Below are 13,453 nucleotides of genomic sequence, written 5' to 3' on the forward strand. Positions count from 1 at the left end.
GAGTGAGGTGGAACTATGGTGAATAAGTTTCGGGATATATATGACACTTTGAAAAATGAAATTAATGAGGGACTCTATAACGATACAATGGTTTTACCGACCGAAATGGCGTTAATTGAGCGATTTGGTACTAGTAGAAATACAGTTCGCAGAGCGATTCAACTGCTTAATGAAGATGGATTGGTTTATAGTGTGAAAGGAAGAGGGGTAGTTATTCTTGAAAGAATCGAGATTGACAAGAAGTCTTTCAAGGTAGGAAATTTTCAAGGATTGAAGGCACTATCCGCAGATACTGAGGTCGAAAAAAAAACAATTGTGCAAGAATTTCACGAGTTGACTGTTGATGATTCATTAGCAAAAAAAATTTCATTTCCGGTTGGTGAAAGAGTATACCTTGTGAAACGATTACGCCTCATTGATGGGAAAGCGATGATGTCAGATACGAGTTATTTCAAAAAAAGTATCGTTAAGGGGCTTAATGAGAAAATCATAGCCGGATCAATCTACGACCATATCAAACAAAACTTAGATTTTAAAATCGCTGCATCAAAGTCTATAATGAAAGTTGAATCTGCAAAAGATTCTGACTTTAAAGAATTAGCTTTAGGAAAAAATAATTGTGTGGGAATATTGGAAAATGCGGTCTATAATGATATGGGAAAATTATTCGAATATACGACAATCAGGTATATTCCTAACGAATATGCACTCATTTCATTTGATCAAAATTAAAAACTGGTTTAGCTAAATAACATAAAAGATCATAGCAAAGGGATTTCTAGTACATTGTCTGTATACTTTTTTTCTATTGCACTTGTACAAATCAACTAGCTGTCATTTATTTCTAAGTTGATAAATGAATGTGAGTTATCTAAAACAAGACCGAATAAAAAGCCAAAAGGTGGGAGAATACTATGAGAATTAGAGCTGCTGCATTGTCTGATCATAAAGAACTAGCTCATTTGTCGAAAGTACTAGGCTATCCAATCGAAGAAGAAGTATTGATCGAAGGCCTAAAGAGAATTTTAGCTGAGGAGGATCATCTCTTGCTGGTCGCTGAAATAGAGGGAAAAGCAGTTGGAATGATTGAAGCACAGCCATATTCAACAGTTTATTCTGCCGGGCGATTTTTTAATGTCCTAGGTTTGGTAGTGGATGATCAAGTGCAAAAGCAAGGCGTTGGCGGGAAACTACTGTCGGCAATTGAAGCAGAAGCCCGACAGCGAGGAATGCAAGGCATTCGATTAAATTCGAATGTCAAACGCCATGCTGCCCACAAGTTTTATGAAAACCATGGCTATCACAGCAGTCATGAACAGAAACGGTTTATCAAGGAATTATAAAAATGCAAAGACGCTGGAGGAGTGACAAACGACTCTTCAGCGTCTTTTTTGTATTCACTATAATTGTTTCAAAAGTCTAGTATTTATGGAATCAAAGCCAACAACAGCCGTTTAATCTCCTCATAAATCTCTCCGGTCTCCGGCGTCGCACGCTGACGATTCTGAATGATAAAAAGATCACGATAGCGGTACTCTGGATCAAGTTCCTGCCAAGGCAACTCTTCTGGTAGTGAAAGTTTCGAGATGATCGATTTGCCGATGTTTTGTTTTAGTAGGGACAAAATCACTTCGCTGTTATTGGCTTTGATGATTTGCGGATGCAAGTGCTGTGCGTACAGATAGGTTTCGTTAATGTAGTACATCCCCGAGTCGTTTTCCCGCAAGACCCAAAAATCAGAAGCGAGGTTGCCTGCTAACACCAATTCATCGCGATAAACGAATTCTTTTTGGATCAATGGCGAAACGATTGATTTTTCGATCAGGCCAATATGGGCTTTGTTTGATTCGACGGCATCGATTACTTCTTGAGAATTCATGATTTTGATTTCAAAAGCAAACGTTGGAAATTCTGCAATCAGCTGCGCCATGATGCTGGGCAGTAAGTAGACGGCGGTGGTATTCGAACAAGCGAGCACACACTCTGTTTTAAAATTTTTGGTGTCTTTGGCTTGCGAAAAAATAGTGGACATTGAGCGGAGAGACTCGACCACACGAGGATACAAAAACTCCGCTTGGCTGGTGGGTAAAATCAATTGTTTTCCTTTACGTTCAAAAAGTTTGAAGCCAAGTTCGGCCTCTAAGCGTTGGATTTGCAAGGAAATCGTTGGTTGAGTTTTATAGAGTTGTTTGGCGGCAAGACTAAAGTTTCTCGTTTCATAAACAACAATGAAGGTTTTGAGCAATTCAATCATTTTGGGGACTCCTTTATTATTAATAATATTTATAATTAGTATTTAAAAGTATAATTTTACAAATAGTTATCAGGTGATTATAGTATAAGTGTAGAGAAAAAAGAAAGCAAATTTAGTTGAAATTTTCATACGTTTAGAAAGGATGAGTTGATGAAAACATCGATCCAGCATTTTTTACATTCATTGCCAATCCCGATTTGTGGCTTGATTTTAGGCACTGTGTCTTTGGGGAATTTATTGTATTCAGAAGGAATGGAGACGGTTGGAAATGCGTTTTGTACCCTTGGTATTTTCATCATGGGGCTCTTCCTTCTGAAAGTATGCTTTACATTTAAGCACACGATGTCAGAGTTGCAAAACCCAATCGTTGCTTCTGTGGCGCCGACCTTTACGATGGCGCTGATGGTGATTTCCACTGTTTTTGAACGGGTCATTCCCGATGCAGTGATGAATGATCTGCTCTGGTGGGGGGCTATCGGCTTACATTTTGCTTTAATGATCTATTTTGTTGTCGTGCATATTTTGCCTGTCGACCTTTCGCTGGAATACATTTATCCGAGCTGGTTTATTACCTTCGTCGGTATTGGCGTCATTCCCAATACTTCTGCTGTCTTTTTTAAAGAGCTGGGGGAAGTGATCGTCTGGATCGCATTGGTATTGTATTTTGCGCTTTTGCCGATTATTTTAAAACGAATCGTCCATCAGAAGCTGACGGAACGTGCGGCAGTTCCTTTGATCACGATTTTAACAGCACCAGGTTCTCTTTGCTTAGCAGGTTACCTTTCCGTATTTGAACAAGGCTCTGCTTGGTTTGTCGCCTTTATGCTGTTATTGTCACAAACGATTTATTTTTGTGTCGTCGCTTATATGAAAAACATGCTGGCAGTCGGCTTTTACCCAAGCTATGCGGCATTTACGTTTCCTCTTGTGATTTCAGCGACTGCTATGTTCAAATCAGCGCTGTTTTTTGCGAATCACCCACTGATATTTGGGTTTCTACAAGCCTTAACGATTATTGAAACAAGCTTTGCCGTGATTGTCGTCTGCTATGTGTTAGGAAAATATGCAATTCATTTGTATCAGCAAGCCAAAGCGCTGATTGCCGGTCATAGTTACTAAGGAAGCACAAGAGATCATACATTTTTTGAGAAAATACGTAATATACGCAAAACAATAGCACAAGTATTTGAAAAGAAAAGGAAGGGATCGCACATGAAAAGTACAAGCAGAAAAGTTGTCGTTGTCGGAACAGGTTTCGTTGGAACGAGCATTGCGTATTCCATGATCAATCAAGGACTGATCAATGAATTGGTCTTGATCGATGTCAATCGGGACAAAGCAGAAGGAGAAGCCCTCGATTTGTTAGACGGTATGTCATGGGGGCAAGAAAACATCAAAGTTTGGGCTGGAGAGTACTCGGAATGTAAAGATGCTGGCATCGTGGTTATTACCGCAGGGGTCAACCAAAAGCCAGGACAAACACGGCTTGAATTGATTGATGTGAACGCCGAAATTATGGCAAGCGTCACAAAACAAGTGATGGATTCAGGCTTTGATGGCGTGCTTGTTATCGCTTCAAACCCAGTCGATGTCTTAACTTATCAAGCATGGCGTGTGTCCGGGTTGCCAGCCAATCGGGTCGTTGGTACGGGAACGACCCTCGATACCACAAGACTTCGAAAAGAAGTGGCGGCAAAATTAGCCATCGATCCACGGAATATTCATGGGTACATCATTGGGGAACACGGTGACTCGGAAGTCGCTGTCTGGTCCCATACAACGATCGGTGGGAAACCGATCGTAGAATTGATCAAGCAAAAGGATCGTTTGACCGTTGCCGATCTAGCGGTTCTTTCTGAACGAGTAAAAAATGCTGCCTATGAAATCATCGATCGAAAACAAGCAACTTTTTACGGGATAGGGATGAGTGTCGCAAGAATCGTTCGAGCGATCTTAAATGATGAGCAAGCGATTCTGCCGGTATCTTCCTACCTTAATGGGGAATATGGCATCAACGATTTATTCACAGGGGTTCCTGCAGTCGTGGACCAAAACGGCGTCCGCGAAATTATTGAATTGACGCTTACACCTGAGGAAAAACGGCAATTTGATACTTCGTGTCATCAGTTACGAGCAGTAATTTCCACAATTGGACAAAGCAAAGTCAGCTGATCTCTAGAACACCAATAATGAAATCCTCGTGTTCGTTTTTGCCAAAGCATGGTTCGACTATTTACGGTCTGCCATGCTTTTTTTCATCTAGCAAAGAATGTTAAAAGGAAATGGCGTATTTTACGCGAAACGCCCAATATTCAACTCTCTTTATTCACACTCCTTTAGGAAAAAACATCCTCAGTGAATGACAGAAAAAGAATGATCGATCAACCTTACAAACTTTCCGAGTGGTAAAAAGTGACAAAGTGTCACCTTGTGTGGTATTCTTCAAAAAGTGACACTTTGTCAATATTTGGAAAGTAGGAGGAAAGAACAATGTTTCTGGCTATAAAAGAAATGCGTTATTCAAAATTAAGATATGGGTTGATCGTAGGAATCATGTTTTTGATCGCCTATGTTGTTTTTATATTGTCTGGCTTAGCTACCGGACTTAACTGGGATTTTAAAAAGGCCATCGTCGACTGGGATTCATCCGCGATCGTTTTATCAGAAGATGCGAATGACACATTTGCGGCTTCGCAATTGACGAGAGGGGATTTAGACCGTGTAGAAGGGACACAAAAAGCCCCAATTGGTTTATACAGCAGTGTCATTACGGTCAACGATGAACAAGTCAATGTGACTGTTTTTGGTACACAAGACGATGCGTTCTTGTTACCAGAAGTCTTAGAGGGCAAGCTGTTTTCAAAAGAAAATGAGATCACGATTTCAGAAAACTTAGCAGAAGAAGGTATCAAGGTCGGGGATCAAGTGAAAATCGGACGCTCAGATGAAACCTTCAAAGTCGTTGGGATCACCCCAGAAACGTCTTATACGGTGTCACCAGTGATTTATACTTCCCTCGATACTTGGACGAAAATGAAGTTTGCTAATCAACCATTTGCATCTGACAAGGAGCAGCCAATCAATATCATTGTGACCAAATCAAGTGATCCGAAAGTCAATAACCAGGAAGGAACCCAGCTCAAAGTGTTGGCAACGGAAGACTTTATTGAAAAGCTTCCCGGATTTTCTGCCCAAAACTTGACCTTAAATGCCATGATCTACTTCTTGTTTGTTGTTGCAACGGCAATCGTGGGGATTTTCATGTATGTGATCACCCTACAAAAAACAGCGATTTTTGGTGTGATGAAAGCCCAAGGGATTCGGACCAGCTTCATTGCCAAATCAATTATTGCGCAAGCATTTATGGTAGGAGTGATCGGGGTAGCCCTAGCCTTTGCGGCGGCATACGGCACCAGCTTGTTTTTACCAGATGCCATGCCATTTTTCTTTGAATTAAAGCAATGGCTGCTTTATAGCGGCATCTTGATTCTCGTGGCAGTTCTAGGCGGCTTATTCTCCATTCGGACGGTCACAAAAGTCGATCCAATAACGGCAATAGGAGGGTAACAAAGATGAAAGACATTTTAGTAATGAAGGATATTATAAAAAAATTTGGCAAGCAGCATACCGAAGTAACGGCACTAAAAGGACTGAATTTTCACGTTCAAGAAGGGGAGTTTGTCAGTATCATCGGTCCTTCTGGTTCAGGAAAAAGTACCTTTTTGACCATCGCTGGCGGCTTACAAAGTCCAACAGCCGGAGAGATCATCATCAACCAGGTCAACTTTTCCCAATTAAATGAAAAGCAACGAGGGAAGTTGCGTTTTAAAGAGATTGGGTTTATCTTGCAAAGCTCGAATTTGATCCCTTTTCTAACAGTAAAGGAACAATTTTATTTGGTCGACAAAGTTTCAGGAAAAGCCAAGGAAAAGGAACGGATTGATGAATTGCTTGCTTCATTAGATATTCTCGATCTTCAAGACAAGTTTCCCCGCGATTTATCTGGTGGGGAACGTCAACGAGTAGCGATCGGCAGGGCCTTGTTTAATGACCCAAGCTTGATTTTAGCGGATGAACCAACTGCCAGCTTAGACACCGATCATGCGTATGAAGTCGTGAAGTTATTAGTGAAAGAAGCGCATGAGAAAAAGAAAGCGACAGTTATGGTCACCCACGACGAGCGAATGATCCAATGGAGTGATCGCATTTTCCGAATGGAAGATGGCAATCTGATCGAACAAAACGCCCCATCAAGAGAAACTGCACAAGTCTGAGTGGAAAAGTAGAGGGATTTGTTTATAATAGAGGGAGTAGATTGCGAATGATGGAGGAGAATCCCTTGCCAAGTACAACATTTTTTCATTTAAAACAAGAGAAAAAAGAAAAAATCGATGCCGTGCTTTTAGAAGAATTTTTTAGCAAGCATATCAGTCAAGTCAAGGTCTCTGCCATCGTCGAAAAATCGCACATTTCTAGAGGGGCGTTTTACAAGTACTTTCAAAACTTAGAAGATGCCTATGACTATGCGATCACCAACTATTCCAACCAAATCCATTCTGCGATTTTTACGTTTATCAATCGCAACAAAAATGATTTTTTCAAAGGGATCGAAGAATACTTGGCTTGGTGCAGTCAATGGTCACCTGAAGATGATCATTGGAAAATGATCCACTTATGTACCCAAAGCAATGCCTGGACGAAGCGCGATGCGATCCCTGACGATTCGCCCATGATTCGCCAATGGTTGGAGCTGTTGGAAGAAAATCGCTTCACGATCCATGATACGCAAGAAGCCGTCAGTTTCCTTTACTTTATTATGGCGGTCGTGATGGATAGTCTGACAGATTTTATTTCGAATGAATGGACCGCAAAAGAGCTGATCAAAGATTTCCGCTATAAGGTGCAGTGGATCAAGTATGGAATCAAAAAGGACAACAAAGAGTACAACAAAGAGGAATGAACGCTTCGGCAAGAGGATGGATCAAATACCGCACGCGGCGGAGAAGTTCATTTACAAAGAAAGAGGTGCCCGACAACCGAAATAGTTGTCGGACACCTTTTTTTTGAGCAAATGATTATTTTTTATTTACACGTTTCGCAATGATTGGCAAGATCAAGCCAATCAAAAGAAAGGCGATCGGCGTAATGATATTTAAGGCCAATTGGAAGAACCAAGCTTGCGGATCTGCCGCATAATCAAGCTTAGGAACCATCCCTAAAATGCAGGCAAAGGCCGTGAACAAGAAGCACCATAAGCCAATCCCAAAGCCAACTTTGGTGTTTTTCACGAATTTATAATCGGAAGTAAAGCGATTGGCGTGTTTGTTGACTAGCATAAAGGCTAAGAAGACCCATAAGTAACGCAGTGGCATGACAACTGAATTCAAGTTCAGCAACCAACGGTACAGTTCGGTCATATTGCCGATTCCTAGTGCTGGAATAATGATCAAAATGCTTACCAGGATACCAGTCATAATATATCCATTTACTGGTGTTCCTTTTTTGTTTAGTTTTGCTAAGCCATTTGGTACAAATTCTGAATCAGCATCAGACAGTAATATTTTCAATGGGGCATCAATTGAAAAGGCCAAAGCAGAGATTTGCGCCAACGCATTGGCGATGGAATAAAGAATGACAAAGAAGTTGCCGATTCCGTAGAAGTTTCCAAGTCGTTGAAAGGCTTCATAAGCGCCGTTGACCATCAAATCTTCTGGAATATGGTTGGCATCAAAAAGCATCCCCATAGCAATCGAGCCGAGCAAGGCACATAACGCCACCATACCGGCTAAAAAGATCATGCCTTTTGGAAATTCTTTTGCAGGATTTTTTGTGTTATTTACGTAAGGCGAGATTTTTTCACAGCCGCCTACCGCAAATACCAGCATCGAGATCGTGGTTAAATAGGTAAAGTCAAATTTAGGGATATAGGTTGAAACAGATGACATGTTTGGTGTAGCAATTTCAGCACCAGTCATTGCTGGAGCGGTGACTGCTAAAAGAATAAAAAGAATCGACATCACGAACATGGCTGTTCCCGCGATGTTCCCAATCATTTTTAAGGTCGTCAATCCTTTAGAGGCAATCCATAAAAAGAATAGAAAAATAGCTAAACAAATCAACGAGACTTCCATGGAACCCATCGTCGATACAAATGTACCATTTCCTTTAAATAACCAACTCAAGGATACTAAGATTCCTTGGGGTTTTTGTGCCAAGTAGGGCACGTGAACGACCCAATAAGTCCAAGCAGCAAAAAAAGCCAACCGCTTTGTTGAGGTTTCTTTGATCCATGAGGAGACCCCACCACTTGACTCTTTGAAGGTCGATCCTAACTGACCAACACTTAATGCATAGGGTACAAAATAAAGAGCCATAATTAATAGCCACGAAACAACAACAGTCAATCCTTGTTGAGCGTAATTGTTTACAACATTTCCCAGTCCCCAAACAGAGACGAACGCCATCAGCGCAATATTATACCAGCGTAATTGTTTCTCATTCATCGCTTTCTCCTTCTTAAAATGATTTTTCTGACTGGTTAAAATAGAGCGTTTTTTGAAATTTAGTGAGAAAAAAATTTCTTTCCATAAGCGCTTGATCACTATCAAGTTTCTTATGCACTTTTTCACAAATGTCAAAGGTCAAATTGAATAAAAAAATTTCAGCTGCTCTTTTTTATCCAGTCATTGATTTTCCATAGTTAGGATAAACCTCTGAATTCTTTTGGTCAAGAAAAATTAAATTGTTATTTAAAAAAAATAATAAATTTCTGATGATAGAAAAAGCAAACATCATCATTCATTAATAATCTGAAAGAAATGCTACTACATTCGGTCAAGGGCGTGGATGAAATAGAGAACGTTTCATTTAAATGAATGGACGCATAAAGATGAAAGAAACCCTTTCGAAAAGCTTTTCACTGGTACTTTTTGGATAGATTTTTAAGCAAAGGAAACAGAAGAGTAGTCGTAGCTTTTTTGTTTTTCTAACAATAACTTTACGCTAACATTCTTTCAAAGAAACACGAAAACAAAGTTAGCCGGATTCTTCATTCCATCGAAATCACTGGTTTTTTTTCTTCAATTTATAGGAGTTGGGTGTTATTCGCTCAAATACTGGCCATAAAAGCAAATAAAAGACGAAGTTTCCACTGGCATGGAAGAAATCGAACAGTAGTCCTTGAAGGTAATAGGCAAGAAACGAAGGAAACTGATACAGCCAAACCTCCATCAACGAAACGATCAAGCCATAAAGAAGTCCGCAAAGAAAGGCAAAGAAAGCTTGCAGGATACGATTTTTCTTGATGATCGGGGTTTTTCCAAGCTGTTGAAAAAGAACGATGGTGCCGGTAAGTGCAGCCAATTGACTGATCGTCCAGGGACCCATGCCTAAATAGATATTTGTTCCGAGCAAACTTAGCAAGGCAATCATCAACGCATCGGTTAAGCAGTAAGAAAAAGCCACTAAAAATAAAAGGGCACTCATAGGCTGAACGTTAGGGATAAAGACAAAAACCAACCGTCCAACGATACACGCTGCGGTGAGCAGTGCTAAATGAGAAATTCTTTGAACGGAGAATACCTTGGATTGGGGAGGAAGCATGAAAATCGCCGACTTTCTAATTGATAATCATTCTCATTATACATGGAAAATAATATAATTCAAGATTGAAATACACAGTATATAGTACGATAATAAAAACGGAGCACAATATGTTGTGTTTTTAGAAGGAGAGGGAAAGAAATGGACTACAAAAAACAAACGATTGAGAAATTGAACGAGGATATCAAGTTGTTCCAAGAAGTTTCGGCGATCACACCGGAAATGACCAAAACATTTGAGGGAATCGCTCGTTTGATTATGTTGGATCGTTACTCATTCAAGGATCAAACCCATCAAACGTTGGGTAAGGATGATTTGGTGATTTTGACAACGAAAGCTGATCCTAAATATCCTGCACGAGGAATCGGCATTGTGAAAGCAATCGATGGGGAACTAGTCTCTATCGAAGTGGAAGAGGCCTATCGTTCAGCGTTAGAAGATACTGATGAACAAGCCAGTGGACTTGTGAAAAGAAGAAAAAGTGACATTGAAAAACCGTTAGAACTCTTTTTTGAGCAAGTGGCGCATCGTGTTGCCAAAGGGATTTCTGCCAACGAGTCCCATGACCAGGAGCGCTTCCTTGAGACGTTTTACCAACAAATCGTGGCGCAAAACCTAATTCCCGCAGGCAGAGTACTTTATGGAGCAGGAACAAATTCTCAAGTTACCTACTTCAATTGCTTTGTGATGCCTTTCATCCATGATTCCCGAAAAGGGATTGCTGTCCATCGACAAGAAGTCATGGAGATTATGAGTCGTGGTGGCGGGGTTGGAACCAATGGGTCGACCTTGCGACCAAAATCAAGTGTGGTCCACGGCGTCAGTGGTCGGTCTTCTGGGGCAGTTTCTTGGCTGAATGATTTGGCGAACTTGACGAACCTTGTCGAACAAGGAGGTAGTCGTCGCGGAGCGCAGATGATTATGATGGCAGATTGGCATCCAGATATTTTTACGTTTATTCTTTCTAAAGTTCAAAATCCTGCTGTATTGCTTCACCTGAAAAAAACAGTCACGAATGCGGCAATCAAACAACTGATCAATGAAAAACTGCAATTTGATCCTTTGACAAAAATGGAAGAAAGAATGTTCACTTATCTAGCGCAACTGCCTGAATCGTCAGATAAGGAACATAATGACATGATCCAAAAGGCAAAAGAAAAATTGCGAATAGGTGGCAGCCATACGGTAAAAGAAAGTGATTTCTTAACTGGTGCGAATATTTCAGTCTGCTTGACAGGAGAATTCATGGAAGCAGTGAAGACAGATGGGTGGTATGAGCTGCGCTTTCCAGATATTGACAATTATTCAGAAGCAGAGATGGCGCAATATGATGCAAAATGGGCGGAAGTCGGGGATGTGCGAGAATGGGCAGCTGCTGGTCATAAAGTCAAAACCTATCAAAGGATCAAAGCTCGTGAGTTATGGGATTTGATTACTTTTTGTGCAACGTATTCTGCTGAGCCTGGTATTTTCTTTATCGATAATGCCAACAAGATGACGAATGCTACAGCATACGGACAAAAAGTCGTGGCAACCAATCCGTGCGGTGAACAGCCCCTAACCCCTTATGCCGTCTGTAACTTGGCAGCTATCAATCTCGCAAACATGGCGGATCGCCAGAAAGGCACCGTTGATTTTGCCAAACTAAAAGAAACCGTGAAAAAAGCAGTTCGTTTCCAAGACAATGTTATTGACGCAACGCCTTACTTTTTTGACAAAAATGAGCAGCAGGCGAAAGGGGAAAGACGTGTTGGATTAGGGATCATGGGTTTGGCAGATTTATTGATCTACTGTGGGAAAAAATACGGATCGGCAGAAGGGAATCAATTCGTTGATCAAATTTTCGAGGCAATGGCAGTCACTGCCTATGAGGCATCCATTGAATTGGCGAAAGAAAAAGGCAGCTTTCCCTTCCTGATTGGAAAAAATGACCAAGAGACGCAAGCGTTGCGGAAGAAATTTGTCGATACAGGATACATGAAAAAAATGCCAGCGCACATCCGCGAAGGCGTGCTGCGATTCGGCATTCGTAACTCTCATCTTTTGACCGTTGCACCAACAGGATCGACAGGCACGATGACGGGAGTTTCAACCGGTTTAGAACCTTACTACTCCTTTTCTTATTTTAGAAGCGGTCGACTAGGTAAGTTTATTGAAATCAATGCGGAGATCGTTGACGAATACCTGATGGATCATCCTGAAAGAAGCAAAGCGCAGTTGCCGGCATGGTTCATTTCCGCTATGGAGTTGACGCCCGAAGAACATGTCGGTGTGCAATGCACCATTCAACGTTGGGTGGATAGCTCCATTTCAAAAACGGTCAATGCACCAAAAGGATATACAGTAAGCCAAGTAGCCAAGGTTTATCGAGATCTTTATGAAGGAGGAGCCAAAGGAGGAACCGTCTATGTAGATGGCAGCCGAGATTCACAAGTACTTACCTTAGAAGCGGTAGAAAATGAGCTGACCGCACAAGTTGAACCGCTGCCTGTCGTTCAAGTAGATGAACCCGTCGTCTCTGGTGAAATCTGCCCCATCTGCCATGAAGGAACCATTGAGGAAATCGGCGGCTGTAGTACCTGCACAAACTGTAAAATCCAATTAAAATGCGGGCTCTAAGAAAAAACGGGATTGATAAAATAACTCTTATCCGCATATTGGATAGAAAAACGATTAGTATTTTGACTATTGGAGAGGAAGAAATAGATGAAAAAAGTATTTGTCGTATTCATGCTAGTGAGCACACTACTCGTCGCTACAGGGTGCCAACAGGCAAGTGTAACGCCAGAAAGCACGCAGCAAAGTTCCTTGAAGCAAGAACAAGGAACAGCTACGATCGTCATCCAAAATCAAGAAGCTGTGACCTCAAAAGAAGTAATGTTCCGAGAAAATGAGTCGCTGCTGGAAGTAATGAAAGAAAACTTTGCAATCAAAGAAAAAGATGGCTTTATCACCTCGATCAACGGCATCAGCCAAGATCAAAAAGCCAATCTATTTTGGGTCTATACCGTCAATGACGAAATGACCGATAAAGGGGCACAAGAGTTGATTTTAAAAAACAATGATATCATTACATTTGATTTGAAAGCATTCTGATTTGTTTGATTCTAAGGATCTTTATTGGTGCAAAAGAACTTGCACATAAAGATCTTTATCTATACAGATAGACTCTTGCGTTGATTTTGGAGGTAGTTTTGCATTCAAGTTCTATTCAAGAGTCTATTCTTGTTTTTCTATCATAGTTTGGAGTGGTGGCTTATTTTATTTTAAAATTGGAATAATAGAAATAAAGATACCATTACATACATAAGTTTTAGCCATGATGTTTCTTTCGTATTTTGGCTTGCGTTCCTTTTTTTTGTAGAAAATAATTTTTTTATAGTAGAGTGGAAATGGACAAAAATTTGATTATCCGTTAGCTTAAGTGGCTAACGCTTCTATTCTCTAATATATGGTTTTACTTCCTATTTTTCTTGCGATTGTTTCCCAATCTGCTTGTTGTTCATAAAAACAATGTTATCATTGTATCATCAGATGTGGGTGGCGAACAGTGGTCTAAAACACGAGCGTTGATTACAAATAAGGTTTTTTCGTTCT

The 13,453-nt window shown here is 40.7% G+C and carries 12 protein-coding genes; 9 read left to right on the forward strand and 3 right to left on the reverse strand.

Annotation, left to right across the window (positions count from 1 at the left end):
• Positions 1–15: 15 nt before the first annotated feature.
• Both IGJ01_RS03745 and IGJ01_RS03750 read left to right on the forward strand, forming a co-directional pair.
• Positions 16–732, forward strand: a complete 717-nt coding sequence (locus IGJ01_RS03745) for a GntR family transcriptional regulator (RefSeq protein WP_005237422.1) — start codon at positions 16–18, stop codon at positions 730–732.
• Between the two features lie 182 nt (positions 733–914).
• Complete coding sequence (locus tag IGJ01_RS03750) at positions 915–1,343, forward strand: GNAT family N-acetyltransferase (protein ID WP_008377173.1); 429 nt, start codon at positions 915–917, stop codon at positions 1,341–1,343.
• Positions 1,344–1,426: 83 nt separating this feature from the next.
• On the opposite strand, the gene IGJ01_RS03755 is transcribed toward IGJ01_RS03750, so the two are convergent.
• Positions 1,427–2,254 carry a LysR family transcriptional regulator gene (locus tag IGJ01_RS03755; RefSeq protein WP_429970161.1) on the reverse strand — a complete coding sequence of 276 codons (828 nt, stop codon included), beginning with the start codon at positions 2,252–2,254 and terminating at the stop codon, positions 1,427–1,429.
• A gap of 150 nt (positions 2,255–2,404) precedes the next feature.
• Here IGJ01_RS03755 and IGJ01_RS03760 point away from each other — a divergent pair, with 150 nt between their 5' ends.
• The 5 genes from IGJ01_RS03760 (at position 2,405) to IGJ01_RS03780 (ending at position 7,214) form a co-directional block, all read left to right on the forward strand.
• Positions 2,405–3,373, forward strand: a complete 969-nt coding sequence (locus IGJ01_RS03760) for a TDT family transporter (protein ID WP_429970162.1) — start codon at positions 2,405–2,407, stop codon at positions 3,371–3,373.
• Positions 3,374–3,466: 93 nt separating this feature from the next.
• Entirely contained in the window at positions 3,467–4,426 is a 960-nt protein-coding gene (locus tag IGJ01_RS03765) for an L-lactate dehydrogenase (protein ID WP_008377211.1), read from the forward strand.
• A 318-nt stretch (positions 4,427–4,744) separates the two neighbouring features.
• The gene (locus IGJ01_RS03770; RefSeq protein WP_016613760.1) at positions 4,745–5,821 is read left to right on the forward strand and encodes an ABC transporter permease; all 1,077 of its coding nucleotides are present in this window, start codon (positions 4,745–4,747) and stop codon (positions 5,819–5,821) included.
• Between the two features lie 5 nt (positions 5,822–5,826).
• Positions 5,827–6,528: an ABC transporter ATP-binding protein gene (locus tag IGJ01_RS03775; RefSeq protein ID WP_008377215.1), complete on the forward strand. Its 702-nt coding sequence runs from the start codon at positions 5,827–5,829 to the stop codon at positions 6,526–6,528.
• Positions 6,529–6,575: 47 nt separating this feature from the next.
• Complete coding sequence (locus tag IGJ01_RS03780) at positions 6,576–7,214, forward strand: TetR family transcriptional regulator (RefSeq protein ID WP_016613761.1); 639 nt, start codon at positions 6,576–6,578, stop codon at positions 7,212–7,214.
• 115 nt (positions 7,215–7,329) lie between these two features.
• Here the strand turns inward: IGJ01_RS03780 and IGJ01_RS03785 are convergent, their stop codons facing one another.
• Positions 7,330–8,757: an APC family permease gene (locus IGJ01_RS03785; RefSeq protein ID WP_005225272.1), complete on the reverse strand. Its 1,428-nt coding sequence runs from the start codon at positions 8,755–8,757 to the stop codon at positions 7,330–7,332.
• A gap of 559 nt (positions 8,758–9,316) precedes the next feature.
• Positions 9,317–9,856, reverse strand: a complete 540-nt coding sequence (locus IGJ01_RS03790; RefSeq protein ID WP_430601420.1) for a hypothetical protein — start codon at positions 9,854–9,856, stop codon at positions 9,317–9,319.
• 141 nt (positions 9,857–9,997) lie between these two features.
• Between IGJ01_RS03790 and IGJ01_RS03795 the strand changes: the two genes are divergently transcribed.
• The gene (locus IGJ01_RS03795; RefSeq protein ID WP_430601421.1) at positions 9,998–12,475 is read left to right on the forward strand and encodes a vitamin B12-dependent ribonucleotide reductase; all 2,478 of its coding nucleotides are present in this window, start codon (positions 9,998–10,000) and stop codon (positions 12,473–12,475) included.
• Positions 12,476–12,562: 87 nt separating this feature from the next.
• A complete protein-coding gene (locus IGJ01_RS03800) occupies positions 12,563–12,952 on the forward strand; it encodes a DUF4430 domain-containing protein (RefSeq protein ID WP_430601422.1) in 390 nt (129 codons plus the stop codon).
• Positions 12,953–13,453: the final 501 nt, after the last annotated feature.

This window comes from Enterococcus sp. AZ089, from assembly GCF_050547225.1.
GTDB lineage: Bacteria > Bacillota > Bacilli > Lactobacillales > Enterococcaceae > Enterococcus_D > Enterococcus_D entomosocium.

What these genes read in the sequence shown, in the direction of transcription:
- IGJ01_RS03745 (WP_005237422.1), top strand. Translation starts at nt 16, where the DNA reads ATGGTGAATAAGTTTCGGGATATATATGACACTTTGAAAAATGAAATT.
- IGJ01_RS03750 (WP_008377173.1), top strand. Translation starts at nt 915, where the DNA reads ATGAGAATTAGAGCTGCTGCATTGTCTGATCATAAAGAACTAGCTCAT.
- IGJ01_RS03755 (WP_429970161.1), bottom strand. Translation starts at nt 2,254, where the DNA reads ATGATTGAATTGCTCAAAACCTTCATTGTTGTTTATGAAACGAGAAAC.
- IGJ01_RS03760 (WP_429970162.1), top strand. Translation starts at nt 2,405, where the DNA reads ATGAAAACATCGATCCAGCATTTTTTACATTCATTGCCAATCCCGATT.
- IGJ01_RS03765 (WP_008377211.1), top strand. Translation starts at nt 3,467, where the DNA reads ATGAAAAGTACAAGCAGAAAAGTTGTCGTTGTCGGAACAGGTTTCGTT.
- IGJ01_RS03770 (WP_016613760.1), top strand. Translation starts at nt 4,745, where the DNA reads ATGTTTCTGGCTATAAAAGAAATGCGTTATTCAAAATTAAGATATGGG.
- IGJ01_RS03775 (WP_008377215.1), top strand. Translation starts at nt 5,827, where the DNA reads ATGAAAGACATTTTAGTAATGAAGGATATTATAAAAAAATTTGGCAAG.
- IGJ01_RS03780 (WP_016613761.1), top strand. Translation starts at nt 6,576, where the DNA reads ATGATGGAGGAGAATCCCTTGCCAAGTACAACATTTTTTCATTTAAAA.
- IGJ01_RS03785 (WP_005225272.1), bottom strand. Translation starts at nt 8,757, where the DNA reads ATGAATGAGAAACAATTACGCTGGTATAATATTGCGCTGATGGCGTTC.
- IGJ01_RS03790 (WP_430601420.1), bottom strand. Translation starts at nt 9,856, where the DNA reads ATGCTTCCTCCCCAATCCAAGGTATTCTCCGTTCAAAGAATTTCTCAT.
- IGJ01_RS03795 (WP_430601421.1), top strand. Translation starts at nt 9,998, where the DNA reads ATGGACTACAAAAAACAAACGATTGAGAAATTGAACGAGGATATCAAG.
- IGJ01_RS03800 (WP_430601422.1), top strand. Translation starts at nt 12,563, where the DNA reads ATGAAAAAAGTATTTGTCGTATTCATGCTAGTGAGCACACTACTCGTC.